The following is a 24,105-nucleotide window of genomic DNA, read 5'->3' on the forward strand; positions in this document are numbered from 1 at the left end:
ATATGATGATGGGTATAGAAGTGTTTTGGTAAGAAATTAATAAGTTTTTACTTGTTTTTTACCACAGTACTTTGTTGTACACTGGCTAATTCAGTTTTTTAATGATGAATTTCTTTAGTTTTATTCCATAATTAATTCTCAAAAACATTAATATTTCGAAAATACTAAATATTGAAATTACCCAAAAACCATATATAGGAATCCTTTTCGATTGATTTAATGAGTATAAAACTTTATTGTCGGTTGAAATAATTTTATAAACATAGGGTTCTTTTTCTTCAAGTTCATTGGTATTTATAAAAATAGAGATTTCTTTAATTTTATTTATTTGTCGGTTAATTGTTTCGTAGGTATAACTATAACATTTAGAAGTATTTTTCGGAAATTTCAAAGTAGATTTTTCGTTATAATTTAGTTCATTATACTCAATTTGTTGTGTGCTTTTAAAATCTGAACATTGTCCGATATTTTCTCTCATTGCATAGATTTTATTATCGTTTAAAAGACTAATTATTAAAGTTGCTCTTACTGATTCAGCACCATATTTATCTTTTACTTTTTCATAAAATACTTGTGAATTATTAACTGTTCCTTTTTTTCAATTAATGAGTTTTCTGATGTAAATATTTGAGATCCAAAAAAATAAAATGCAACTAAAGGAAATAAAACTCCAATAAATAAATGCTCTTTTTTTTTTATTTTTTGCTTGTGTACAACGGTCTCGGCTATGAGTGGTTGCGTGGTTTAGCACTTAACTTTGCAAGTACACACCAAGCTGAAAATCCGCGAGGATTTTCAGAAGTAGGCGAGAACAAGCAATTACTTATAGCCATTGTTAGCTTTAGTTTTTTAATTCATATGCATATTTAGCTCCTAATTCTCGTAAGTCAGATATAAGTGAGTTTAATTTTTTTTCAAATTCAGGAGTGACACCTTTATCTATTCTCAACTTAATAAAATCTAAAAGCGTTTCTGGTTTTCCATTTCTAATTTGAACCATATTTAATTCTACAGGATATTCATCATCTGTTAGAAGGTCATAGAAAATTTCAAAATTAATTTGAGAAACAGCCCGTTTGTAAAATTGCTCGTTGTCAAAAAGTGCAGTTGTGTCTGCTTTAGAGCATATTAATATCTCTCCATATTCGTTTAAAAAATCAATAACAATCTTTTCCCAAGGTTTGTAATCTTCAGGGTAACCTTTTAGTTTTAAAACAAATTTAGTCAATTCTTCTAGTGGATCTTTTCCTTGAATAGAAGCACCTCCATAAGCTCTACAAGCGCAGCTCACTATTTCTCTTTCGGATAATTTTGAATAATCAGTTTGTGCGTTTACAGATAAAGAAATTCCTAATATTAAAAGGACTAAAATATTTCTCATAGAACTTGTTTTTTAATTAAAGCTAACTCGTTATATACTCACCAAAAGTTACGTTATCCATTCACATTCACAGACAACATTACTTTATTAGTATTTTTATCAGTTCTAAAAGTATTGTTTTTTAAGGAATTCTAAGTGCTGTTTTAGAATAAAACTGAGGATTGTTATTTTATTTTCATTTTTTAAATGCTACTAAAGACAAGTCATGTGGCAGTTTAGATCCAAAATTCTTTAAAAATGTTGCTGTGTTGGCTATTGATTTTTAGGAATCAAAAAAGTAAAAATGAAAGAAGAATTCTATAGAAAATAGTATCTTTTACTCGTGATAAATCACAAACTATACAAGAATTGTATCAACTGTAAAAAAGAGAAAAAAATGATCATTACAACAACAGAAACCATTCCAAACAAAGAAGTAATAACCATTTTAGGAATTGCAAGAGGAAGCACTGTAAGAGCTAAAAGTGTGGCGAGTGATTTTGTGGCGGGACTGAAAAATTTTGTAGGTGGAGAATTGAATGAATACACCAAACTACAAGCTCAATCTAGAGAGCAAGCAATGCAAAGAATGGTAGACGATGCTGAGAAATTAGGAGCAGATGCAATTCTGAACGTAAGATTAACAACATCTACTATTACACAAGGAGCTTCGGAAATTTTAGCTTACGGAACTGCTGTTAAATTGAATTAAGTATGGAAAAGGGTATCGGTTTTTTTATGCTTTTTGTCTACGGTTCTTTCTTTTTGGTATCCTTAGTTATTGTTATTTATTTAATTGCCAAAAGATTGAAAAACGATGGAAAAGAAGGTTTTGAGGAACGAGACAATTAATTTTTAAGCGCAATACAAAATGACTATTTATCAGGTATATGCTTTTACTCAAGAACTTTTTAAGATTAATCCTGGGGGAGTTATGCTTTTAAAAGTGTTGCATGCAAAATTAAACGGAAATTATGTAGAGATTTCTAGGGAGTGTTGTTGTCTTTTTTAAATCAGAATTCAGTTTGTAACTATTTTTAGAACTAAGAAAATATAACAGATATTTCTGGAAAAATGTTTGTTAACACAGAATTGTGTAACAAAAAAAATACTCTTCATTTTTTTAATGATGAGTTTATACTTGATAAAAGGAATCAAAATAGTTAAATAAGATATAGAGTTATGGATAGAAACGTTATTTTTCCAATTCTAGAAACCGATAGATTGCGTTTAAGACAATTTTCTGAAAAGGATATCGATAATATTTTTAAAGGATTGTCTCATCCAGATGTGATTAAATATTACGGAATTAGTTTTTCTACTTTAGAAGCTACAAAAGAACAATTGGAGTGGTTTCAGAACTTAGAGAATGACCAAACGGGAATTTGGTGGGCAATTGAAATAAAAACTACAGGTGTTTTTTGTGGAGCAGGAGGTTTTAACAATTTAGACAATTTGCATAAAAAAGCTGAAATAGGCTTTTGGTTGCTTCCTGATTTTTGGGGTAGGGGATATATGAAAGAGGCAATGTCAGAAATTTGTGATTTTGGTTTCAAAAAACTCAAACTACATAGAATTGAAGGTTTTGTAGAAACAGAAAACTCCAACTGCAAATCGGGATTGAAAAAACTTGATTTTCAATACGAGGGAACTATGAGAGATTGTGAAATAAAAAAAGGAGGTTATATCAGTTTAGACCTATATTCCAAGCTTAATTTGAGAACGTAATTTTGTGAAATGTATTTATTTTTAGAATAACTCATCAAACAATAATTTATATCTTTCAAGAAAAAAAATGTATGAAGAATTTAATCTTAGCAAGTTCAGGAAGCGTTCATGGTTCTGAGTATTTAGAATATTTGTTGCCAAGTATAGATAAGTTGTACAAAGGAGTAGAAAAAGTATTGTTTATACCGTTTGCTCAACCCGGAGGTATTTCTTACGATGCATATACAGACCAGGTTCAAGCAGCTTTTAACGGTTTGGGAATTCAAGTAAAAGGGATTCATGAATATAAAAATTACCAAGAAGCCATTCAACAATCACAAGGGATTTTTGTAGGGGGAGGAAATACTTTTTTATTGGTTTCTAAGTTGTATGAATTTAAATTGTGGTCATTCTTAAAAACTGCAATTAATGAGGGAATTCCTTATTTGGGAACGAGTGCAGGAACTAATATTGTAGGATTGAATATGAAAACAACCAATGATATGCCCATTGTATTGCCTCCAAGCTTTGAAACTTTAGGAATTGTACCCTTCAATTTTAATGCACATTATATTGAGCCAGAAACAAATAGCAAACACAAAGGAGAAACTAGAGCTACTAGAATTAAAGAATTTCAAGCTTTGAACAATGTTTCTGTTATGGGGTTGAGAGAGGGGAGTTGGTTGCGAATTTATGGAGAAGATATTTTTTTAAGAGGAGGATTGCCTGCTGTTTGGTTTGTAGATGGAACCTCTAGAGTTGTAGATGCAAATACAGATTGTAAAGATTTATAATAGCTACATAAAAAACAAAAAAGACTGCTTTTTCAAGCAGTCTTTTTTGTGATGGGAGTATAGTTTTTTTAGTAGTTGATTCTCTCAATAACTTCCAAACCGTATCCTGTAATTCCTACACGTTTTTTACTAGCAGGAGAATTGGTTAATAATTTTAGTTTGGTAATATCAATATTGTGTAAAATTTGAGCTCCAATTCCAAAATCTTTTTCATCCATAGGAGCAGAAGAATCCTCTTTCGTAGCAATTCCTTTCTGCGTGTTTTTCAAATCTTGCAAACGTTTTGTCAAGTTAAAGGTTAACTGCTCTTGGTTGATAAAAACCACAGCTCCTTTTCCTTCTTCATTTATTTTGTCAAAAATTCTAGTCAACGTATCTCCTGGTTCTTTGGTCAATGTATTCAATACATCGTTTCCAAAGGCATTAGGTGTTACTTTACAAAGCACGGTTTCATCTTTGCTCCAAGATCCTTTGGTAAGTGCAATGTGAATTTGATTGTTGGTGGTTTGGTTGTAAGCTCTCAATCTGAATTTTCCAAAACGAGTATCTACATCAAAATCTTCAATTTTATGAATCAAAGAATCGTGTTGCATGCGGTAAGACACCAAATCTTCAATAGAAATCAATTTCAAATCAAATTTTTTGGCTACTTCGGTTAGCTGAGGCAAACGAGCCATGCTACCATCTTCGTTTAAAATTTCTACTAAAATCCCAGCAGGTTTTAATCCCGCCAAACGTGCTAGATCTACACTTGCTTCTGTGTGTCCAGTTCTTCTTAAAACTCCACCTTTTTTAGCTTTTAGAGGGAATATATGTCCAGGTCTTCCTAAGTCAGAAGGTTTGGTTTCTTTTTGTGTTAAAGAGTAAATGGTTTTAGCTCTATCTTGTGCAGAAATTCCTGTAGTACAACCGTTACCAATCAAATCTACAGAAACTGTAAACTGAGTATTGTGCAACACGGTATTGTTGTTCACCATCATGTTCAATCCTAATTCATCACAACGTTCTTCTATCAACGGAGCACAAATCAATCCACGACCGTATTGTGCCATAAAATTGATCATTTCTGGAGTTACTTTTTCTGCAGCAGCAATAAAATCTCCTTCATTTTCTCTGTCTTCATCATCTACTACAATCACCATTTTACCATTTCTAATGTCCTCAATGGCTTCGGGTATGCTATTCAATTGTATTTTATTTTGTTCTGTACTACTCATCTTTTTTTTTCAATCTGTTGATTAATTTTTTAAATGGGGTTAAAATTACACCAAAATTTAAGAACCCTCTATCTTTTGATGCGCTTATCGTAAAAAAGATCGCTAAAGGACTCATAATAAGTGTTCCTAACCATCCACCCATAATAGCGGTTATACTGCTTTCTTCTGCCATATTTTTCCCAAAGGTGTTGGTAAAATGATAAGCCACATAAATAACAATGGCAATCACCATTGGAAATCCAAAACCTCCTTTTCGAATGATAGATCCTAAAGAAGCTCCTACAAAGAACAACAAAAGACAAGAAATAGAACTGGTCAAGATAAAATGAAATTGATAATCGTGATTGTTGAGTTCTTTACGTTTTCTCTTAAAGTAGTCTTTATAGCTTTGAATGTTAGATAGTTTGCTGTTGGCTGTGTTTTCAGCTTGCTGCAAAATATTTATTTGCATAACAGTTTCAAAGTTTTCTAAAATGTTTGGGTTGATGGTTTTTACAATTGTACTGTCTATAGGTTCTGACATTTTATCGGCTAGAATTTGAGCCTTCATAGACTTGTATTTTAAATCTACATAATTGTCATAAGAAGCTTTCAAACTGTCTGAACTTGCTTGCAATTGTCCCATGTTTTTCATGGTGTAATGGTATTTGTATTTCTCTTCTTCTAAATCTGCACTGGTCAAATCTGAAATGTCAATATTTACCGTATATTTTTCAAACTTAGCCATAGAAGCTGGCATTTGTTCTTTGTCTTTTCTTTTTTGTTTGGCACTAGTATGGTCTTCAAAATAATAGCCATCTTCCAAAATTAAGGTCATGTATTTACTACCTTCTTCGGTGGTGATTTTTCCTCTTTTTGCAGTAATGTTAATGTGGTCATCTTTATTTCCATCGGTGTCAATAATCAAAACATCTTTTAACAAGTTGTTTTCTTCTCCGTATTTTTTAGCAAACTTGATGCTGTATCCTGGAATTTCATCGTTAAAACTACCTTCTATCAAAGCCATCGTAGGCTGTGTTTTTTTGATGTTTAGAATCAAATTCTTTTGTTTCAAACTAGCATAAGGATAGGTGTAGTTGATCAAAAAGAAATTGGCTATAGAAATAATTCCTACAGTAATCATTAAAGGTCTTAAAAATCGGAAAAAAGAGATTCCAGAAGATTTGATAGCAGCCAGTTCATAATTTTCACCAAGATTTCCCATGGTCATAATAGCAGACAATAGTACGGAAATTGGCAAAGCTTGTGGTGTTACAAACAAACACATGTACCACAAGAATTTAAAAATAATGACGATTTCTATTCCTTTACCCGCAATGTCGTCAAACACCAACCATAAAGCTTGCATAACCAATACAAACATTACAATAAGGAAAGAAGCTGAAAAAGGAATTAAGAAACTTTTGACTAAATATTTATCGAGTGTCTTCAAGGAAACGTGGTACTATTCGTTAATAATATAACCCAAAGCTTTGTATTTAGCTTTGTCAAAAACAAATGTATTTGCGGCTAAATCTTGATTGGTTTGGTAAGAAGTAATGGTAAAACTAGTATTGGTACCGTTGTTTCCAACTTCTAACAAAGACGTAATTTGGTATTTATTTGTGTCAATTCCTAACAGTATGTGAGAAACTTCATCAGATTCTTCAGTAGGAATCAATTTGATGTATTGAACAACTCCTTCTTTTTTGTCTAACTGATACGTATATCCTTTTTTGTAAAAAGAAAGCATTTTAGAAGGTGTTAAACTTTCATCATCTATATCTTTTACAGGAGTGATGTTTACTTCTTCATTTTCAGGAGAAATTACATAATTGTTCACTTTGTCAAACAGAATAACATTGTCTAAATAGTTGACCAAATAGTTATCTCCTTGAATAATTGCAGATCCTTTGCTAGATTGTTTGATGTTGACCATCTTGTTTTCTAGAGTATGGGTAAATTCTAAGCGAATGTTCTTTTGCTGTGCTAAGTTCTCGCTTACTTTGTTTAAAATGGTTTCTGCTTTGGCATTGTTTTGACCAAAACTAAAAGAGGTTACTGCCAAAGTAATGGCAAAAATTATTTTTTTCATCATGTTATTTGTTCTTTTCGTTGTCTAACAACTGTTCTAATGAGGTCAAATCGGTAATCAATACTTGTCTTGCTTTGCTTCCTTCAAAAGGTCCTACAATTCCTGCAGCTTCCATTTGATCAATCAATCTACCTGCTCTGTTGTATCCTAATTTTAATTTACGTTGTAATAAAGAAGCAGAACCTTGTTGCGCTATTACAATAGTTTCTGCGGCTTCTTTAAATAATTTATCTCTATCAGCAATGTTGTTATCAAGTTCTGTACCACTTCCATCTTCACCTATGTATTCAGGTAGTTGGTAAGCTTCTGGATACGCTCTTTGTGAGCCAATAAAGTCGGTAATTTTTTCTACTTCTGGAGTGTCTACAAAGGCACATTGTACACGAATCAAATCGTTACCACTAGAGATCAATAAATCTCCACGTCCAATCAATTGATCTGCTCCAGGAGCATCTAAAATGGTACGAGAATCTATTTTAGAGGTTACTCTAAAAGCAATTCTTAATGGGAAATTGGCTTTTATAATTCCCGTAATTACGTTTACGGATGGTCTTTGCGTAGCCACAATTAAGTGAATACCAATAGCACGAGCTAATTGTGCCAAACGTGCAATAGGTGTTTCTACTTCTTTACCCGCAGTCATAATCAAATCTGCAAACTCATCAATTACCAAAACAATGTATGGCAAAAATTTATGACCATCGTTCGGATTCAATTTACGAGCTTTGAATTTTTCGTTGTATTCTTTAATGTTACGAACCATGGCATCTTTTAACAGGTCGTAACGGTTGTCCATTTCTATACACAAAGAGTTTAAGGTATGCACAACTTTGGTGGTATCGGTAATAATGGCTTCGTCTGTATCTGGCAATTTTGCCAAGTAATGACGTTCTATTTTGTTGAACAAAGTCAATTCTACCTTTTTAGGATCGACCAGTACAAATTTTATTTCAGCGGGATGTTTTTTATAAAGTAGAGAAGTCAATATAGCATTCAAACCTACCGATTTTCCTTGTCCTGTAGCACCTGCCATCAATAGGTGAGGAGCTTTAGCCAAATCAAACACAAAGGTTTCGTTAGAAATGGTTTTTCCCATGGCAATAGGCAACTCCATTTTAGATTGTTGAAATCTGTTAGAAGCAATAACGGAATTCATAGAAACAATATTGGCATTCTGATTTGGAACTTCAATACCAATGGTTCCTTTTCCTGGAATAGGAGCAATGATACGAATACCCAAGGCCGACAAAGACAAGGCAATGTCATCTTCTAAATTTTTAATTTTAGAAATTCTAATACCCGCTTCTGGAACAATTTCATACAATGTAATGGTAGGCCCTACAGTTGCTTTTATTTGTGCAATTCCAATTTTGTAATTGTTTAAAGTATCAACAATTCGGTTTTTGTTGGCTTCTAATTCTGCTGAATCTACAGAAATACTCTCATCGTATTCTCTTAATAAGTTTAATGTAGGGAATTTAAAATTACCCAAATCTAATGTAGGATCAAACTCTCCAAAATCTTTGACCAATTTATCGGATAAATTTTGTGTGCTGGTTTCTTCCTTTTTAATTTGTTCAACGGTCAATTCTCCTGATTTTTCACTCTCTTTTATAGTATCTTCCTTAGAAGTTTCTTTTTTAATAGTTGAGTGATTTTTGATCGTAGGAGTTACATTTTTAACTGCCATTTCAAAAGAAGTCAGCGGTTTGTCGGTTTCTTCAAATTCATCCAAAGAAATAATTTTTTCTTCTACCAATTCCCCTTTGTCATCAATCGTGTTTTCTTCTTCAATAGGAGTGTTTTCTTCTATAGTTTTTGCAGTTTCTTTAACTGCCGTTTTAGGAGTAGTGCTTTGCAAATCAGATTGTAGATCTTCAAAAACTTTTTTCTCTGGCAACCAACTTTTTATTTTTTCTGGAGTGATTTTAAAACGGATGACTAAATAAGTTACGTAACCAAACAAGAGTATAATAATCAACCCAAAAGAAGCTAAGTAAGGAATTAAAAATTTGTTGAGTTCTACACCTACTACACCTGCAACAAGAGGATTTTTGTCTGCTAAAAAACCAAAGGATGTAGCGTTCCACAGCAAACCTAGTAATGCCCAATTCCAAGATTTCACTATTTTTTTAATAGGTTTTTTTACGAGTATATAGATTCCTGTAAAAAACAAAAGGATGGGAATGACAATGGCAGAAATTCCAAAACCACGATAAATAAAAAAGTGACTGATATTGGCACCTATTTTACCTAAAATGTTTTTAGCAATAACTGTTTTGTCTCCCAATTGGGAAAGTGTGCTTTGGTCTGCTTTCCAAGTAAAAAAGAAAGATAAAAAAGAGGTGAATAAATAAATACCCAACAAGCAAATAAACAAACCAACAACTGTTTGAGTTTGTCTGTTGTTGATAAACTCTTGTAGTTTCTCTTTTTTAGAAAGTTTCTTTTCGGTGGTTTTTGCGTTACTTTTTCTAGGCATCTAAACATTCAATTGGAGTGACCAAAGATACAGAATTACAGATTGAAGTAAAGTATAATTTTGGGGATATAAATAATTCCGACTACAATAGCTCCAAATACTCCCGAAAACAAAACTGCTCCCGCACTTACATCTTTGATAGTTCCTATTTTTTCATCAAAATTGGGTTGGATAAAATCAGCAATTTTTTCTACAGAAGTGTTCAATGCTTCTATACTAATAACCAAACCAAGGGTTAAGAATTGGAACATCCACTCGGTTGCGTTTAGCTGAAATATAAATCCTATTATGGTTAATAAAATAGTGCTGAATGCGTGTACTTTGATAGCGTTTTCGGTTTGTAATAAAAGCAATAGTCCTTTAATTGCATAGCCTAAACTGTAAATTCTATCAACAACAAGATTGTGTTTTTTTGTTTTCATAAGAAAAAAAGAAGACTTGCTAAGTAATTAGCAAGTCTTTAAGATAAGTTTTATTAAAGAGCATCCAAAGCTGATCCGTAATCAGGTTCATCTGCAGTTTCGCTAACTTGTTCAGTATAGACTACATTTCCTTCGGTATCTACAACAACTATAGCTCTAGACAACAACCCTTTTAAAGGACCGTTTGCAAAGGTAAGTTCGTAGTTTTTTCCAAAATCTCCAGAAATATCAGACAAGCTTAACACGTTTTCAATTCCTTCAGCACCACAAAAGCGTTTGTGGGCAAATGGTAAATCTTTAGAAATACATAAAACTTTTGTGTTGTCTAAAGACGCTGCTTTTTGGTTAAATTTTCTGATTGAAGTAGCACAGGTACTTGTATCTACACTAGGAAAAATATTTAAAATTAAATTGCTTCCTAACAAGTCTGTCGATTTAACTTCAGATAAATCTGTATTTGTCAATGTAAATTCAGGAGCTTTGGTCCCTATTTTAGGTAAATCTCCTATCGTTTCTATAGGATTTCCTTTTAAAGTGATATTTGCCATTTTGTTGTTTTTTTGAAAACTAAATATATAAAAAATGCCTTTAACAAGGTTAAAGGCATTCTAGTTTCTGTATTAAATTTTCTACAATTCTATCAATGAGTTTTCTGCATTTGCAAACTCATTAAAAACCAAAGCTTCAGGTTCTTCGTCGTTCACGTAAGTTCCGTCAGCAATGTATTTGTATTGATATGATTTTTCTATTTCTAAATCTACAACAACCTTAAATAATCCACTTTTTAATTTTTTAAGCGGTGTAGCAGTAGCATCCCACTCATTAAAGTCTCCAACCAAAAACACTTCTGTTGCCTCTGGAGCCATATGTGAAAATGTTACTTTACATACAGGTTTTGTTTTTAATTTTTTTTTCGTGATAGCCATAATTTTATTTATTTATTGTACAAAATTAATAATAATTACAATACAAATCCCTCTTTTTCTTGGGAACAGATTGATTTTTAATAATTTGATAATTTAGGTATGTTGACATTCGTTAATTGTTAAATCTGTATGTCTTTTTTTGGTTAATGAATAGAAATAAATAAGCCTTGAATCTTTATACAATGAACTGTTGTTATTTTTTTATCTTTAAACGACAAAACAGGAGTAAAATCGTGAAAAAAACATAAATGATTGAGGATATTGTAAAAAATTTAGAAAAAGGGAAATATTTATTAAACAACATTACAGACGATAAATATTCCAACAAAAGCATTCCGCCATATTACTCTAGTATTGGAGCTCACACCCGACATGTATTAGATATGTTTCAATGCATTTTTATAGGGGTAGACAAACAATATGTAGATTTTACCAAAAGAGAACGAAATTTAGAAGTAGAAACTTATACTTTAAGCGGTATTGAGTATTTTGATAAGATTATCAATTGTTTGAAAAAGTTGCAAGAAAGTGAATTAAAATTAACATTAGAAGTTGCAGATGATTTAGGAAGTGGAAAAGTAGTAGTGACAAGCACATTAGGAGCAATGTTGTCTCAAGCCCATTGTCATGCTATACATCATTATGCTTCTGTAGGTTACCTTATGCATATTTTAGAGATTTATTTGCCTATTGATGGTTTTGGAATAAACGCTACCACTCCTAAAGAAAAGCCTTGTTTGCATAAAGACAAGTAAAAGAACGTTTCCAAAATTGACTGAAAACGCTCTTTGTGTAATTTATTTTATTCGGATATAATTTTCTTTTTCTTTGGTTTCCATTTGTTTTATTTCACTGTATTTTTTGCCTTTGATGGATGTTTTGTCGTCAATTTCAAAATGCATGTTTTTAGAATTAAAAGTATTGATTCCTTTATTTTTTGATAAGATGGTGTTGTTTCCAAATATTTTAAAATAACCTTTTCCATAACCTACTGAGATAGCAGCATCTACATTTCCGGAGGTTATTGTGTTGTTGTCTAAAGTAATATTTCCTGAACCTGACTCTGTTTTTTCTGCTTCTGTCAAGCGTCTACCTGTTCCGTGACCAATTTTGTCGGTAGCATACAGTAATATTGCAACATCAGCCAAGCATTTTATTTTATTATGTACTACCCATACGTTTTTTGTTCTGTCTTCAAAATGCAAAGCCTGTGAGTAAGGTCCTGTTCCTCCTGCAAAATTACAATTAGAAATAGTAACATTTTGTGTGTTTGCCAAAGCAATGTTAAAACGTGTAGATAGGTTAAAAGTGGTGTTTTTTATCACAATGTTTTCATGCTCTAAATTGGTAGCATGTGGGTTGTCTAAACTGATTTGATGATCTCCTTTGTAGAATATACAGTGATCTACAGTAAAGTTTTTTAATATTCTACAATCCATAGTTTGCAAGCTGAATTTGCAATTTTCAAAAGAGGTGTTTTTAATTTCAGTGTTTTCAAAATTACCTCTAAAATCAACTCCAGTGTATTTTCCGTTTTTAAAATAACAGTTGATTATTTTACTATTTTTAATACTGATTTCTTCTTTTTTTCCAAAAACAACTTGTTGAGTTCCGTTTGTGAAAAGAAGGTTTTCTAAGGTAATATTAGAGCCTGTAATTCGTAAATGAATGTTTTTATTATTGGTTCTTTCTAGTTTGTACTTCCCCTTATTTTTTATCTTTCCTTTAAAGGTAAGGTTTGATTTGTTAATTGTAAGTGGATTGTCACTTTCTTCAAAAATAACATCAATATCAACTAAAATTACATCACCAGATTTAGCTTGATTGTATGCAGTAACTAGTTTTTCTTTGGATGAGTTTGCTTTTTGTTTGGATACATAAATATCTTTAGCAACTAAAGTTTGAATACCTAGAATCATCATTGCAAAAGCAATAGAAAATAGCGTTGTGTTTTTCATGGAGTTTTTTATTTATAGGTTCCATGCATAATTACGTTCTTTTGATTTTTAGTACAAAAAAAGAGGAGATAGTCTAGATTTAAAACACAACACAAATGTTTTAAAAACACTTATGTTTTTTGATTTTAGTTGGTTGTTTTTACTTTGTTGATGGTAAAAGTCAATTCATTAAAGCGTTCTTTGGTTTCGTTAATTCTAGAATTGGTGTAATACAATTCATCTTTGTAAATGCTAAAAGTATCTGCCCATTTTACGTTGTCTCCTTCTACAAAAACTTCTAAAACACGAGTTGAAATATTTAGTTTCATGATGCGATTGTTTTCCAAATCAGCAAAATAAAGATTGCCAAATTTGTCAAAAATCATTCCGTCTGGAGCAGCTGTTTTTTGTATAAATTGCACGTTTTTTTCAATTTCAGCATTAGTACCGTTGATAAGAGTTTTAGTAGGTATTGCGTACAAACTATATCCTGTTAAAGCATGGTAATAAAGCATGTCATTGGTAGTGTCTAATGCAATTCCGTCTGAATGAACGGTTGCATTCCATTTGCTTTCTCCAAAAGTTAGTCCATCTGTTTCAGCAAGGGTCGATGGATGATTGTCCAACACTCTTTTTGAATTTCCAGAATCTAAATCTAACACTAAAAGACCTGCATGTCCAGAATCTGTTAAGTAGGCTTTGTTATTTTTTGAATCAATTCTTAAATCGTTGATGTAAGAGTTGTTGTGATAGCTACTTTCGGAAAAAATATAAATTCTTTTTAAAGTATTTGTAACCAAGTCAAAAACAAAAATTCTAGGAGCATCTTTTACTCCTTTAAATAAAGGGTTTCGGGTGTCTAAAACGTACAAATTATTTTTAAAAGCAACTACAGATTGTACAGCAACAAAAACGGAATCATTAATAGAATTGTTTATTTCCCAAGAATTCCATTTTTCATTAGGATAAGATACTGATTTTCCATTTTCAGACACTTCTACAACAGAGTTTTTTACTCCTTCTCTCCATCTAGGAAAGTTTGCAAAAATTCTTCCATTACTACTAACGCTTACTCCCGTAACTTGCTGTTGATGGAAAGCAGCAACGGTCTTAATTTTTTGTTTGCTAGGAGTACAGCTAGCTATGGTAACGATGCAGAAAAGAGCAAATAGATTGTTCATGATTTGTGTTTGAAAGAGATTGAATTTATGGTTGTGAACAGTTGGTCTACAAGATTTTTTTCTTGCTTTTCATAACAGCGTTACCAATACGTTTGTAGGCTACTTTTTTACCATTTGCACAAAAGTGATACAAACCACGTTCTTTTTGTTCGGAAACAAATAGTAAAATAACCTCTTCTGGATTACAGTTTAGGTCTTTTGCCACACGTTTTTTAATGTAAGGTATGGAAGATTTTCCACGCTTTAGCTGATTCTGAATTTTACCATTCAACGCAGGTTCTTGGTAATTTGCACCCAAGTTGCAAGCATCTGTTTTTATCTCAGGAAGTTGAGATTCTGTTTCAGTTTTTACCTCTTCAAAATTTATATATTCCCAAGTGTGATCTGCTTTTAACAAAATAGATTTTCCATCAGCTGTTTTTATAATGGTGTTTTTTTGTGAAAAACCAACGACAGAAATCATAAAAAAGAAAAACCAAAAATAGTTAAACATAAGAGCAATGTTATTAAGTTCTCTTCAAAAATACAATTTATTTTAAGCAATGTGTGCTTGTGGCTTTTTGATTGTTGGAAGATTTATGAACGGATTGTGGACAAAAAAAAAGAAAAAATTTAATTTTTTAATTTCATCAAACCAAAGCAATAACATCTGGTAATTTGTAAATAGAAACAAAACTATAGGCAAGCACTAAAATCCGTATTAATTTTAGACATATTGGTCGTTTTTTAGAAACTTGAGGCAGTTAATATAGGAATAGAAATAATGACTGAAAACTTCTTTCTAAAAGAGGTATTAAAATAGGGGTCTATTTTACGTGTTATCTTAATCATTTTTATTTAGCAAGATATGGATTGATAACTATTTTTTACTAAGTTTTGGAATTTTTGATAAAATCCAGAACACTTTGAAAAGCCTAAAACCTGCATTAAACTAAATAAGGTGTTGTGTGGCTAATGTCGGTAATTAGATTAAATACTTGTAGAGCAAACCTATTAGTATTGAGAGTCCAAAACTAACTAATGATCCAATAAGCATGTATTCTGTTAATTTTCTGTCTTTTGCTCTAGAAAGATCACCAAATCTAAATACAGATTTAGCGGCAATCAGCAATCCAATAGCACTCCATTGATTTAGAATTATAAAACTAAAAACAAAAAGACGTTCTAAAATTCCAATATACATTCCTGCATTTTGTAGTGAGTCATCAGAATTATCTTCTTCTAGCTCCCACTTACTCATGATCATTTTCATGATGATTGATGATACGAACGTAACAGAGAGTAGTGCTAGTAGCAACAATAAAGACTCTTTAGAATATATCTTCTCTATGTTTATTCTGTACGGATGTTGTAGATAGACGACACTACTTATTATAATTAGGTGTACTATTTGGTCTATTACAAATAGTATTCTGTTATTAATCTTGTCAATAAGATTTAATTTGATCAGATCAATGATTAGATGACTAATAACAATAAATAATACATATGGCCAATAAGACCAATTAAATTTTAGGAATACAATTAGGGCTATAAAGTGAACTAAGCCGTGTATGTATAAAAATTTTGATTTATGTTTTTTCAAATTCTTGTCTGCAACCCATTTGTCTGGTTGTAGTACAAAATCACCAATTATGTGTGCTATTAACAATTGAACAATAAAAATAATCATAACTAAAATAATTGGTTTTTATAATAATTATTCATGTTCATAATCTCATCAAACCCTCCTCTTTTTAGAGCTTCACTAATACTACTTTGCGACTTATTTAGAAGGTGTGCAATTTCTTTTTGCGTAGTGTTAGAGTTTTCAATCATCTTTTTTACTACTTCCGAAACCGTATTGCTCCAATTATTTGCAGATAACAATGCCAAGCTTAGCATTAGATTTAATGTGGTGTCTAGTTCAGAATTGTGTGATTTTATTGCAAGAGTTTGTTTTTTTAACGATTCAAAACATTCTCCTGACCTTATGTAGGCGGAACCATTTGACTCTGTGGTTTTATTGGAGTTGTATTTTATTTTACCAATACCAATTCCCATTCGAACATCTTGTGATTTTGTTTGTTTGATTGCTGATTTAATATGAAAAGCTGCTAATATAGCCTCTTTGGGAGCAATTGATAATTGAAAACTATCACCTCTAAATATTTCCCAGTCTGCGGGTTCTTGTCCGTATTGGTTTAAAACTTCTTTTAGAAGTGGTAGCCATGTTTCAACTTCTCCTTTTCTAGAGTTTATAATGTCTCCTGTTATGATTGCTATCATTTCATCTTTTTAACAAATATATCGTATTTAAACCCGATAATCAATAATATCGGCTCTAAACCCGAATTTGGTTGTTATCGGCTCTATGTCCGAATTATCCTTTTTCACAATATTTCTTCAAATTTATTCTCTTTGCTTATTTCCTAATTCTACTGCTTTTTTAAAATCATTACAAGCTTTATTGGGTTCATTTAATTCAATATATGATTCCTCTGTAATTGTATGCATTAGAATGTTTACATGACAAAGAAATTACTTTAGTTAAATGTTGAACAGCCAAATCTAATCTGCTCATTTTCTTGTAAACAGTTGCTCTATGATAATAGTTAAAATAATAATTTGGCTTAGTTTTTATTAATGAATTCCATTCTTATAATGATTCATCAAGCTTAGTTTTTAGTTTTGAACTCTTGAATCATTTCTAATGCAGAAATGTGTTTTCTTCCAGTTGCTTTTTCAAAATCAGAAGAAATATCATTAGCTCCATTTTTAATTCCTTGATAAATTCCAGCAATTATAGTTCCAATAAAATCACCTAATTCGGTTTTTCTTTCAACTAAATAATCTTTTTCTGAAATTGAATTGAATTTTAATTCAGTACCATATACTTGGTTGATATAATCTGCCAGTTGTGCCTGTGTTATTGGTTTGCCCACTAAATTATAAGTTTGTCCATTGTGTTTATTTTCTATCAATATTTTAGCGTAAGCATAGCCTAATTCTTGACGACTAGTGTAGGTACATTTACCTTCGCCTGCACAATTTCTTATTTCTCCTTCTTTTTTATAAGTATCCAAATATTCTAAATCGGGTTCAATGTAAATTCCATTTCTACCAATAACATAATCTAATCCCGATTCAATAACGTCTCGTTCAGTTTGCCTATTGGTTTGTACTATCGGGCTAAATGCATTGCCTTCTTCAGCTCCCACAATACTAGTATATACAATTTTGGCAACTCCGTTATTTTTTGCTGCTTCTATTACATTTCTGTGTTGTTCAATCCTTTTTTGGGGTTCGTCCATTCCAGAAATCAATAAAACTTTGTCTATGCCTTGTAAAGCTAAATTAAAATCTTCACGACTGTTGTAGTCGCCTTTTCTAATTTCTACACCCAAGAATTGTGCTCGTTCTGGAGTTCGTGCAATTCCAATTACATTTTCTTTTCCAACTTCTTGAATTAAATGCTGTACAATGGAAGCTCCTAATTTTCCGCTTGCTGATGTTACTGCTATTTTCATTGAATGTTTTTGTATTTAATAGTATGTTTTAAAACCGTTTTTACGGCTTCTTTAATTTGTAATTCTACCATGTCTAATACATCTTTTTTGTTAGGTTTAAAGATGGATAATTCTGTACAAGCCAATATTACAGGATAATTTTCTGTGTATTTTTCTATGGTTGAATGGTATTTTTTGATCAATTCATTGGTTTGTTTTTCAGCATACACATCTTTCCTAACTTGATCTATAAATTGCATATCTTCTTCCGAAGGAAGTATTATTTCTATATTATTTTTAGCAAAATTATTTCGAATATAATGAGATTTCATTGTGTGAATAGAACCGAACAGAGTTACCTTGTTCCAGTTGTTTTCTTTCAACTTTGTAAGACAAATATCTAACGGATGAAGTATAGATGTATTCAATTTTAGTCTGTCAATTGTTTCGTGAAGTGTGATGTTTGGAATTAAAATATATTCAATTTCACTGTTTTCAATTTCTGAAATAGAAGCTTGAACGATTTCATTTAATTCTTCCGATACATTTGGTAAAAGGGAATTAATGGTGTCAAAATTGGTGTTTAATAAAACAAACGGACAAGTACTGTAACCACCTTTTATTTCATTAAAAACACGATTCAACTCTTTCAAATAAAAAGCTGTAGTTTGACTACCAAGTCCTAATATGCCAAGTGTTGTTTCTTTCATTGTTTAGTTTCTTTCTAGAATATAATCGGCAAAATATTCTTTTTCATCCGTTATTTTATGTTGCAATACAAAATCTGTGTTTTCAATGATTTTATTCAGAATTGCATCGTTATATTTTCTTGAAATCTCTGTATGAATTTTTTCTCCTTTAGTAAATGTATACGATTTTCCAGTTGCTTTTATAGTGACCGTTATATTGGCTGTACTCACAATATAACTTTTGGCAATTCCTTCTTTTTGGGTGTATTCAGGTTGATGCACAAAATTACTTAGATCAAAATTAGCTCCCAATTCATTGTTAATTCTATCCAGTAAATTTAAATTGAATTTTGCCGTAATTCCTTTGCTATCATTGTAGGCTGGCAATACAATGTCTTGCGTTTTAATCAAATCTACACCCAATAAAATTTTATCACCAGCTTGTAAGTTAACGCCTAAATTGTAAATAAACGTAGAGGCCAAACTATCATTCATATTTCCAATATTAGACCCTAAAAACAAAACCACTTTTGGTTGTTTGCTGTTTTTTAAAGATGCTAATATTTTAAAATAATCACCTTCTTGCGTTTGTACATTTAAATTAGGGATTTCAGTATTTAAATCTTCTTTTAAAAGTGCTAAAGCATTAGCCGAGATATCGATAGGGAAGTAGTCAAAATTGTAATTTTCTTGGTCTAGAACCTTCAGTAATTCTTTGGTTTTTGTGCCATCACCGGCTCCCAATTCTATCAATTCAAAATAGGAGTTTTTTTGTACACCAAAGGATTCAATTAATTCTTGGGTTTTATTCTGAAAAATATCTAACTCGCTACGCGTTAAGTAATATTCGGGTAAATTCATTATTTCTACAAAAAGAGCATCTCCTTTTTTGTCGTAAAAATATTTAGAGGGAAGCGTTTTTGGATCAGACGATAATCCTTGGTGAATTTCATTTTTAAAAGTACTATTCATATTATTTTGTTAATCGAATTCCAGTAAATTGCCATCTTTCTATAGGAGTGAAAAAATTTCTATAGGTGTTTCTACTATGATTTTTTGATGTGGCTACAGAAGCTCCCCGAAGCACCATTCGGTTGCTCATAAATTTGCCATTGTATTCGCCAACCGCTCCATTTTCTTTTTCAAAATTTGGATAAGCTAGATAGGCACTATTTGTCCATTCCCAACGTTTTCCCCAATTAAATTTTTGTGAAGCTACTTCCCATTCAAATTCAGTTGGTAATCTCATTCCTTTCCATTCGGCAAAGGCATTGGCTTCGTAATAATTGATGTGGCTCAATATGGCTGTTCTATCTACTTTTTGCAATCCTGCAAGGGTGTAATAATGCCATTCTCCTTTAATTTTATGCCAGTACATTGGTGCATTTATGTTGTTTTTATTCACCCAATTCCAACCATCATCTAACCAAAGGTTAAAATCTGAATAGCCACCAGCTTCCATAAATTCAAGGTATTCTCCATTAGTTACTAACTGTTTGTTTATTTCAAAATTAGGTACATAAACTTTGTGTACACCTAATTCATTATCGTAACAAAAATCAGTTCCTTGATAGCCAATTTTATATACTCCTTCCGCTATTTTTACGCTATCGGTTTCAGAATTGATAGCACTCACCAAGTTATAATCATGATGAAAAACAGGGAACAGCGGATTGTGTCCCAGCATATATTTCACGTCCGTAATCAGTAATTCTTGATGTTGTTGTTCGTGATTTAAACCTAAAACAACCAAATCTAAAATAGTTTTATCGTTTGTGACCGCTAAGAAATTTTGCATTTTCTCATCCACATATTTTCTGTAGGCAAAAATTTCATCGGTACTAGGACGAGACATATTTCCACGGTTGGCTTGCAGAATTCTATCGCCAACATTATTGTAGTAACTGTTAAACAAAAAGTTGAAATTTGCATCAAACTCCTTATAATTATCATTGTAATTTTTAAGAATAAACGTTTCAAAAAACCAAGTGGTGTGTGCTAAATGCCATTTGGCAGGACTTGCAAATTTCACCACTTGTATGGTATAATCTTCGGGCTGTAAATGTTTGCAAAAAGTAACTGTTTGCTGTCTTATTTGCTGATATTTTATGCTTAATGCCATTATTCTAATCCTTTTTTTAATGGATTCCAAAACGGATTAATTTTTAGTTGTTTTGGACTATAACCTAATACTTTTTTAAGATACTGATTTAAATTTACACAAACTCTGCTATCTCCTGATATGTATATTATTATGGAACCATTAAACTTTGATAATTTTTCTTTTACAATTATTTTTATTTCTTCTGAAGGATGCTCTTGAAATTCATAAAAACTCAACGGTTGCGTGTTATCAATATCATTAAACAAATTCGATGCATTATTACTATAAATGACACTTTCTACAGATTTGTTTTTAGGAAGATTTCTATTAATTACATACAAATGTGATAAGGCGGATAAATCACCAATCATTAGGTAATTGTCTGCAGAATTATCTAGCAAAAAATTACCTTTCTTCCATTTATAATATACCAAATCACCTAGATTGCAATTCATAACCCAATTAGCACCAACACCATTGCTTTCTGTAGCAATTGCTAGATCTAGCCAGCCTTCTTCTTTATTAATATTCCAAACTGAATAACTTCGTACTTTATCTTTAAAATCGAGATCTTCTTGACCAATACCTACACCTAATCTTAAAAAATATCCTGGTATAAATTCGGCTTTTTTAATGCTATCGCCTTTTAATCTAACTTTATAAACAAAAGCTGATAATTGCTCTTTTTTTATAATTGTGGCTTGATCTAAAACTACTTTTTTTAATACGTTTTCTAATAAACTCATACAGCTTTACGGTTTTGTCTCCATTGTAAAATATTATGCTTGATAAATGGAATTCTTATGATAAATCCAATCCCTACTATGATGGCATAAATCAACCAAGTCTTGTCTAAAATAGCAATATGCAATAAGCTCAAGAATATAATTAGGTAGGCAAAGCGTTGTAATTTTTTCCAATTAGTTTTTAAAAAACGCATGGATATTCTATTGGAGGTAAGTAGTAAAGGAATCAATAGCAGTACAGCCACAAAACCGGCTACGTAATTAAATTGTGTAAATGTTTCTAAAAAACCTTCTGCCCAAATAAACAAAATAAAATGTAGTAAACTCCATACGGCTGTGGCAATTCCCATAGCTTGTCTTACAAACAAATTAGTTACACCAAAAAGAATAAAAAATGGTGTACAGGTAAGTACAGCAGTCATCCATCTAATGGAAAATTCCCCTGAAATATGATACAACATATCTATATTTTCTTTACCTCCATCAAAACCAGTTTTTACTAATGGAATTAAAGGTAGTGTTGCTAAAACAGATACAATAAGCCATCCATAATTTTTTTTGAAAAATGCCATTTACGATTTGTTTTTCAATTCGTTCACTTCTTTTTCTAAGGCTTCGGCTTTCTCTTTAAACTTCTCCATCGCTTTTTTTAGTTGACTTACTTTTTTCAAGATTTCATCATCTTGAATGGCTTGGTAACTTATTTCACCATTTGTTTCTTTAATCTTTGATTTTCCGCCACATTTTGGGCAATTTGCTACTTTACTCATTTTATTTTATTTTTAAATGATCAATAACTCCTGTTTGAAATACAGTTTTTAAAGTTCTTTCAGGTTTGTTTTCGTAACCTACGATGATTGAGCTATGTACAATCATTTTTTCGAAATCTACAACAAGAGTTAAATAATCCTTTTTATCTGTCTCATGCCAATTTATTAGGAACAATTTTTTGCCTATTTTACGTGAACGATAGGGGATATCTGAATTGCCTCTACCTTTTCTAGGTCCTAGAATCCATTCGTAATTAGCTTTACCTTTGTCAAACTCCATATGAATGGCTTTACCATCTTGGTATTGAAAGTTGAACGAGTATCCGTCAAGAAAGTGCTCCGCTTCACCAAATTGAAATTTGTTGTTTTCTGCTTGATCTTGTGCAAAAAGATGACCAAGACTTAATAGTCCTAAACAAATAAATGCGATAAATTTTGATTTCATTTTTATTGATTTTTAAAGTCTGTTATTAAAAATTATATTTTCAGTTTTCTTTTTTATTTCTGATGGTTCTATAATGGTAATTCAATACTTATACCTCTTTAATTTTCCACCATATTTTGGGCAATTTGCTACTTTACTCATTATTGTTTTATTTTTATGATGGCTGTTTTTCCGTTAAACTTTGATTCAATTTGATATTTTTCTGTAGAAACAGAGGTTAAAAACTTTTGACTGTCTACAGCATTTGCATTATCTACATAAATAATGGTGTTGTTATTAAAATTAGGTTCAAGTATTTGAAATAAGGGATGGTACAAATCCATCCAGCCATCTAATAGTAATAAATCTATGTGGTTAGAGTGGCTTTTTAAGGTTTCTAAAGCATCACCTATTCTTACATCAATATGATTTTCTACACCAGCTTTTCTAAAGTTTTCGATAGCTATTTTGGCTTTAGACTCCAACAATTCGGTAGTAATGATATGTCCATTTGTTTCTAAAATTCCTTGAGCTAAAAACAGTGTTGAAATTCCGAATGATGTTCCAAATTCCACAATGTTTTTAAGATTGTTTTCTTTAATAATCTGCACCAAATCTTCTCCCTGTTCTTTTGATATAGCAAGATATGCTTCCTCAAAATTTTCGGGTTTAAAAGACTTGAAAAAACTTTTTGCAGCACCCTTTATCATTTTTAATTTGTCATATTTAGCATCTTCATAAAGTGCATGTGTTATTGCAGTAAGTTTCTTTTGTTGCTCAATTATCATTTTAGATTTATTTTATTTCAATACAAATTTGCACTGATTTTAATCTAAACAGGTAATACAAATGAAGTTAAAAATGGTAAATATGGGAATTACTGATTTTGTGTAGTTTTGAAAACCTTAGGACTAACACCCGTTTTCTTTTTAAAAAACTTAGTAAAATTGGTGACCTCGATAAAGCCCATTTCAAATGAAATTTCTTTGATGTTTTGGTTGCTTGTAATAATTCTTCGTTTGGCCTCTAACACCAAATAATTATCAACAAACATTTTGGAGGTGTTCAGGGTAAATTCTTTGACTATTTGGTTTAATAACTTTCTAGAAATAAGTAGCATTTCGGCATAGTCTTTTACATTTCTGGTGTTTGTATAATTTTTTTCTACCAGGTTTTTAAACTTGATAAAGATGTCAAAATGCCTTTGATTGTAATTTTTTAACGTTTTATTCTTAGTTTGTCTTTCTAGCTGTAACAAATAGATATTGATGAGGGAAGCAATGATGTTTTTTTGTGTGATTGTACTCTCTTCCGTCGTTTCTTTTTTTAATTGATTTAAAAATGATTCATTTAGGTCGGTTTCATTAGAAATAGGAGAGGTAAGGTGGTAGTTATACAAATGTGAAATTAAATTGATGGAAGACTTTGAAAAATAATGAATCACAAAATCTTCGGTAAAAATTATCAAATAACCTTCATAAGTTGGATTCTTTTGAAAAGCATGTACTTGACCTTTGGCAATTTTTAATACAGTTCCTGCCTTTAGTTCATAATTTTTTAAATCTATTTGATGGTATCCCGTTCCTTTGATAACAATTAATAATGAGAAAAACGAAATTCTATGAGGTTGAGTAGGGTTGTGGTCTTGTATGTTGGGCAATTTTGCAAATAAAGAACGAAGGTTCAACAACTCAAAATCTTTTGTATTTTCAGTGCTTTGAAACGATATGTTGGGAATGTTTTTCAAATGGTTAATTTGCTTCTCTAGTTTGGTTTCTTTGTTG

29 protein-coding genes and 1 pseudogene are annotated in these 24,105 nt (G+C 31.3%); 5 read left to right on the forward strand and 25 right to left on the reverse strand.

Annotated features, from left to right (window positions below):
• Positions 1-85: 85 nt before the first annotated feature.
• Both Q4548_RS05555 and Q4548_RS05560 read right to left on the reverse strand, forming a co-directional pair.
• Positions 86-478 carry a hypothetical protein gene (locus Q4548_RS05555; protein WP_303452409.1) on the reverse strand — a complete coding sequence of 131 codons (393 nt, stop codon included), beginning with the start codon at positions 476-478 and terminating at the stop codon, positions 86-88.
• A gap of 363 nt (positions 479-841) precedes the next feature.
• Entirely contained in the window at positions 842-1,381 is a 540-nt protein-coding gene (locus Q4548_RS05560) for a hypothetical protein (RefSeq protein ID WP_303452411.1), read from the reverse strand.
• Between the two features lie 376 nt (positions 1,382-1,757).
• On the opposite strand from Q4548_RS05560, the gene Q4548_RS05565 reads away from it, so the two are divergent.
• From Q4548_RS05565 to pepE, 4 genes are all read left to right on the forward strand, one after another.
• Positions 1,758-2,072 carry a YbjQ family protein gene (locus Q4548_RS05565; RefSeq protein WP_303452413.1) on the forward strand — a complete coding sequence of 105 codons (315 nt, stop codon included), beginning with the start codon at positions 1,758-1,760 and terminating at the stop codon, positions 2,070-2,072.
• Between the two features lie 2 nt (positions 2,073-2,074).
• Positions 2,075-2,212 (forward strand): hypothetical protein, encoded by a 138-nt coding sequence (locus Q4548_RS05570; RefSeq protein ID WP_303452415.1) that lies wholly within the window; start codon positions 2,075-2,077, stop codon positions 2,210-2,212.
• Positions 2,213-2,542: 330 nt separating this feature from the next.
• Positions 2,543-3,088 (forward strand): GNAT family N-acetyltransferase, encoded by a 546-nt coding sequence (locus tag Q4548_RS05575; protein ID WP_303452417.1) that lies wholly within the window; start codon positions 2,543-2,545, stop codon positions 3,086-3,088.
• A gap of 71 nt (positions 3,089-3,159) precedes the next feature.
• The gene (gene pepE, locus Q4548_RS05580; RefSeq protein WP_303452419.1) at positions 3,160-3,861 is read left to right on the forward strand and encodes a dipeptidase PepE; all 702 of its coding nucleotides are present in this window, start codon (positions 3,160-3,162) and stop codon (positions 3,859-3,861) included.
• Positions 3,862-3,929: 68 nt separating this feature from the next.
• Here pepE and ribB read toward each other — a convergent pair whose 3' ends face one another.
• The 7 genes from ribB to Q4548_RS05615 form a co-directional block, all read right to left on the reverse strand.
• Positions 3,930-5,078: a 3,4-dihydroxy-2-butanone-4-phosphate synthase gene (gene ribB, locus Q4548_RS05585; RefSeq protein ID WP_303452421.1), complete on the reverse strand. Its 1,149-nt coding sequence runs from the start codon at positions 5,076-5,078 to the stop codon at positions 3,930-3,932.
• Positions 5,071-6,510, reverse strand: a complete 1,440-nt coding sequence (locus Q4548_RS05590; RefSeq protein WP_303452423.1) for an LptF/LptG family permease — start codon at positions 6,508-6,510, stop codon at positions 5,071-5,073. The genes ribB and Q4548_RS05590 overlap by 8 nt, the downstream gene beginning before the upstream one ends.
• A gap of 12 nt (positions 6,511-6,522) precedes the next feature.
• Complete coding sequence (locus tag Q4548_RS05595; protein WP_303452425.1) at positions 6,523-7,155, reverse strand: outer membrane lipoprotein carrier protein LolA; 633 nt, start codon at positions 7,153-7,155, stop codon at positions 6,523-6,525.
• Position 7,156: 1 nt separating this feature from the next.
• Complete coding sequence (locus tag Q4548_RS05600; protein ID WP_303452427.1) at positions 7,157-9,634, reverse strand: DNA translocase FtsK; 2,478 nt, start codon at positions 9,632-9,634, stop codon at positions 7,157-7,159.
• 35 nt (positions 9,635-9,669) lie between these two features.
• Positions 9,670-10,056, reverse strand: coding sequence for a diacylglycerol kinase (locus tag Q4548_RS05605; protein ID WP_303452429.1), 387 nt, complete (start codon positions 10,054-10,056; stop codon positions 9,670-9,672).
• Positions 10,057-10,109: 53 nt separating this feature from the next.
• Positions 10,110-10,604 (reverse strand): thiol peroxidase, encoded by a 495-nt coding sequence (tpx, locus tag Q4548_RS05610; protein WP_303452431.1) that lies wholly within the window; start codon positions 10,602-10,604, stop codon positions 10,110-10,112.
• An 81-nt stretch (positions 10,605-10,685) separates the two neighbouring features.
• Positions 10,686-10,982: an isoamylase early set domain-containing protein gene (locus tag Q4548_RS05615; RefSeq protein WP_303452433.1), complete on the reverse strand. Its 297-nt coding sequence runs from the start codon at positions 10,980-10,982 to the stop codon at positions 10,686-10,688.
• Between the two features lie 248 nt (positions 10,983-11,230).
• On the opposite strand from Q4548_RS05615, the gene Q4548_RS05620 reads away from it, so the two are divergent.
• Complete coding sequence (locus tag Q4548_RS05620) at positions 11,231-11,737, forward strand: DinB family protein (RefSeq protein WP_303452435.1); 507 nt, start codon at positions 11,231-11,233, stop codon at positions 11,735-11,737.
• Positions 11,738-11,779: 42 nt separating this feature from the next.
• Here Q4548_RS05620 and Q4548_RS05625 read toward each other — a convergent pair whose 3' ends face one another.
• The 16 genes and pseudogenes from Q4548_RS05625 to Q4548_RS05695 form a co-directional block, all read right to left on the reverse strand.
• A complete protein-coding gene (locus Q4548_RS05625; protein WP_303452436.1) occupies positions 11,780-12,940 on the reverse strand; it encodes a right-handed parallel beta-helix repeat-containing protein in 1,161 nt (386 codons plus the stop codon).
• A gap of 125 nt (positions 12,941-13,065) precedes the next feature.
• A complete protein-coding gene (locus Q4548_RS05630; RefSeq protein ID WP_303452438.1) occupies positions 13,066-14,100 on the reverse strand; it encodes an L-dopachrome tautomerase-related protein in 1,035 nt (344 codons plus the stop codon).
• A 46-nt stretch (positions 14,101-14,146) separates the two neighbouring features.
• Positions 14,147-14,593, reverse strand: coding sequence for a DUF3157 domain-containing protein (locus tag Q4548_RS05635; protein ID WP_303452440.1), 447 nt, complete (start codon positions 14,591-14,593; stop codon positions 14,147-14,149).
• 471 nt (positions 14,594-15,064) lie between these two features.
• The gene (locus tag Q4548_RS17175) at positions 15,065-15,340 is read right to left on the reverse strand and encodes a hypothetical protein (RefSeq protein ID WP_336622731.1); all 276 of its coding nucleotides are present in this window, start codon (positions 15,338-15,340) and stop codon (positions 15,065-15,067) included.
• 75 nt (positions 15,341-15,415) lie between these two features.
• Positions 15,416-15,772 (reverse strand): annotated as a pseudogene (locus Q4548_RS17180) (DUF3307 domain-containing protein); the annotation flags it as partial.
• A gap of 2 nt (positions 15,773-15,774) precedes the next feature.
• On the reverse strand, positions 15,775-16,368 hold the full coding sequence (locus tag Q4548_RS05645) for a SatD family protein (RefSeq protein WP_303452444.1): 594 nt from the start codon (positions 16,366-16,368) through the stop codon (positions 15,775-15,777).
• Between the two features lie 389 nt (positions 16,369-16,757).
• Positions 16,758-17,609: an SDR family oxidoreductase gene (locus Q4548_RS05650; protein WP_303452446.1), complete on the reverse strand. Its 852-nt coding sequence runs from the start codon at positions 17,607-17,609 to the stop codon at positions 16,758-16,760.
• Positions 17,606-18,298, reverse strand: a complete 693-nt coding sequence (locus tag Q4548_RS05655) for an aspartate/glutamate racemase family protein (protein ID WP_303452447.1) — start codon at positions 18,296-18,298, stop codon at positions 17,606-17,608. The genes Q4548_RS05650 and Q4548_RS05655 overlap by 4 nt, the downstream gene beginning before the upstream one ends.
• A gap of 3 nt (positions 18,299-18,301) precedes the next feature.
• Entirely contained in the window at positions 18,302-19,249 is a 948-nt protein-coding gene (locus tag Q4548_RS05660; RefSeq protein ID WP_303452449.1) for an L-histidine N(alpha)-methyltransferase, read from the reverse strand.
• Position 19,250: 1 nt separating this feature from the next.
• A complete protein-coding gene (gene egtB, locus Q4548_RS05665) occupies positions 19,251-20,399 on the reverse strand; it encodes an ergothioneine biosynthesis protein EgtB (protein ID WP_303452451.1) in 1,149 nt (382 codons plus the stop codon).
• Positions 20,399-21,127 carry an SIP domain-containing protein gene (locus tag Q4548_RS05670; protein ID WP_303452453.1) on the reverse strand — a complete coding sequence of 243 codons (729 nt, stop codon included), beginning with the start codon at positions 21,125-21,127 and terminating at the stop codon, positions 20,399-20,401. The genes egtB and Q4548_RS05670 overlap by 1 nt, the downstream gene beginning before the upstream one ends.
• Positions 21,124-21,699, reverse strand: a complete 576-nt coding sequence (locus Q4548_RS05675; protein ID WP_303452455.1) for a ferric reductase — start codon at positions 21,697-21,699, stop codon at positions 21,124-21,126. The genes Q4548_RS05670 and Q4548_RS05675 overlap by 4 nt, the downstream gene beginning before the upstream one ends.
• Positions 21,700-21,897 carry a hypothetical protein gene (locus Q4548_RS05680; RefSeq protein ID WP_303452457.1) on the reverse strand — a complete coding sequence of 66 codons (198 nt, stop codon included), beginning with the start codon at positions 21,895-21,897 and terminating at the stop codon, positions 21,700-21,702.
• A gap of 1 nt (position 21,898) precedes the next feature.
• Complete coding sequence (locus Q4548_RS05685) at positions 21,899-22,342, reverse strand: MoaF-related domain-containing protein (protein WP_303452459.1); 444 nt, start codon at positions 22,340-22,342, stop codon at positions 21,899-21,901.
• Positions 22,343-22,482: 140 nt separating this feature from the next.
• Positions 22,483-23,109 (reverse strand): O-methyltransferase, encoded by a 627-nt coding sequence (locus Q4548_RS05690; protein ID WP_303452461.1) that lies wholly within the window; start codon positions 23,107-23,109, stop codon positions 22,483-22,485.
• 89 nt (positions 23,110-23,198) lie between these two features.
• Positions 23,199-24,068 carry an AraC family transcriptional regulator gene (locus Q4548_RS05695; RefSeq protein ID WP_303452463.1) on the reverse strand — a complete coding sequence of 290 codons (870 nt, stop codon included), beginning with the start codon at positions 24,066-24,068 and terminating at the stop codon, positions 23,199-23,201.
• Positions 24,069-24,105: the final 37 nt, after the last annotated feature.

This window comes from Wenyingzhuangia sp. 2_MG-2023 (assembly GCF_030548295.1).
In the GTDB taxonomy this organism is placed as follows: domain Bacteria; phylum Bacteroidota; class Bacteroidia; order Flavobacteriales; family Flavobacteriaceae; genus Wenyingzhuangia.

What these genes read in the sequence shown, in the direction of transcription:
- Q4548_RS05675 (WP_303452455.1), bottom strand. Translation starts at nt 21,699, where the DNA reads ATGGCATTTTTCAAAAAAAATTATGGATGGCTTATTGTATCTGTTTTA.
- Q4548_RS05670 (WP_303452453.1), bottom strand. Translation starts at nt 21,127, where the DNA reads ATGAGTTTATTAGAAAACGTATTAAAAAAAGTAGTTTTAGATCAAGCC.
- Q4548_RS05630 (WP_303452438.1), bottom strand. Translation starts at nt 14,100, where the DNA reads ATGAACAATCTATTTGCTCTTTTCTGCATCGTTACCATAGCTAGCTGT.
- egtB (WP_303452451.1), bottom strand. Translation starts at nt 20,399, where the DNA reads ATGGCATTAAGCATAAAATATCAGCAAATAAGACAGCAAACAGTTACT.
- Q4548_RS05595 (WP_303452425.1), bottom strand. Translation starts at nt 7,155, where the DNA reads ATGATGAAAAAAATAATTTTTGCCATTACTTTGGCAGTAACCTCTTTT.
- Q4548_RS05690 (WP_303452461.1), bottom strand. Translation starts at nt 23,109, where the DNA reads ATGATAATTGAGCAACAAAAGAAACTTACTGCAATAACACATGCACTT.
- Q4548_RS05600 (WP_303452427.1), bottom strand. Translation starts at nt 9,634, where the DNA reads ATGCCTAGAAAAAGTAACGCAAAAACCACCGAAAAGAAACTTTCTAAA.
- pepE (WP_303452419.1), top strand. Translation starts at nt 3,160, where the DNA reads ATGAAGAATTTAATCTTAGCAAGTTCAGGAAGCGTTCATGGTTCTGAG.
- Q4548_RS05650 (WP_303452446.1), bottom strand. Translation starts at nt 17,609, where the DNA reads ATGAAAATAGCAGTAACATCAGCAAGCGGAAAATTAGGAGCTTCCATT.
- Q4548_RS05555 (WP_303452409.1), bottom strand. Translation starts at nt 478, where the DNA reads ATGAGAGAAAATATCGGACAATGTTCAGATTTTAAAAGCACACAACAA.
- Q4548_RS05685 (WP_303452459.1), bottom strand. Translation starts at nt 22,342, where the DNA reads ATGAAATCAAAATTTATCGCATTTATTTGTTTAGGACTATTAAGTCTT.
- Q4548_RS05635 (WP_303452440.1), bottom strand. Translation starts at nt 14,593, where the DNA reads ATGTTTAACTATTTTTGGTTTTTCTTTTTTATGATTTCTGTCGTTGGT.
- Q4548_RS05625 (WP_303452436.1), bottom strand. Translation starts at nt 12,940, where the DNA reads ATGAAAAACACAACGCTATTTTCTATTGCTTTTGCAATGATGATTCTA.
- Q4548_RS05620 (WP_303452435.1), top strand. Translation starts at nt 11,231, where the DNA reads ATGATTGAGGATATTGTAAAAAATTTAGAAAAAGGGAAATATTTATTA.
- Q4548_RS05660 (WP_303452449.1), bottom strand. Translation starts at nt 19,249, where the DNA reads ATGAATAGTACTTTTAAAAATGAAATTCACCAAGGATTATCGTCTGAT.
- ribB (WP_303452421.1), bottom strand. Translation starts at nt 5,078, where the DNA reads ATGAGTAGTACAGAACAAAATAAAATACAATTGAATAGCATACCCGAA.
- Q4548_RS05560 (WP_303452411.1), bottom strand. Translation starts at nt 1,381, where the DNA reads ATGAGAAATATTTTAGTCCTTTTAATATTAGGAATTTCTTTATCTGTA.
- Q4548_RS05570 (WP_303452415.1), top strand. Translation starts at nt 2,075, where the DNA reads ATGGAAAAGGGTATCGGTTTTTTTATGCTTTTTGTCTACGGTTCTTTC.
- Q4548_RS05655 (WP_303452447.1), bottom strand. Translation starts at nt 18,298, where the DNA reads ATGAAAGAAACAACACTTGGCATATTAGGACTTGGTAGTCAAACTACA.
- Q4548_RS05605 (WP_303452429.1), bottom strand. Translation starts at nt 10,056, where the DNA reads ATGAAAACAAAAAAACACAATCTTGTTGTTGATAGAATTTACAGTTTA.
- Q4548_RS17175 (WP_336622731.1), bottom strand. Translation starts at nt 15,340, where the DNA reads ATGAGTAAGTGGGAGCTAGAAGAAGATAATTCTGATGACTCACTACAA.
- Q4548_RS05645 (WP_303452444.1), bottom strand. Translation starts at nt 16,368, where the DNA reads ATGATAGCAATCATAACAGGAGACATTATAAACTCTAGAAAAGGAGAA.
- Q4548_RS05615 (WP_303452433.1), bottom strand. Translation starts at nt 10,982, where the DNA reads ATGGCTATCACGAAAAAAAAATTAAAAACAAAACCTGTATGTAAAGTA.
- Q4548_RS05565 (WP_303452413.1), top strand. Translation starts at nt 1,758, where the DNA reads ATGATCATTACAACAACAGAAACCATTCCAAACAAAGAAGTAATAACC.
- tpx (WP_303452431.1), bottom strand. Translation starts at nt 10,604, where the DNA reads ATGGCAAATATCACTTTAAAAGGAAATCCTATAGAAACGATAGGAGAT.
- Q4548_RS05575 (WP_303452417.1), top strand. Translation starts at nt 2,543, where the DNA reads ATGGATAGAAACGTTATTTTTCCAATTCTAGAAACCGATAGATTGCGT.
- Q4548_RS05680 (WP_303452457.1), bottom strand. Translation starts at nt 21,897, where the DNA reads ATGAGTAAAGTAGCAAATTGCCCAAAATGTGGCGGAAAATCAAAGATT.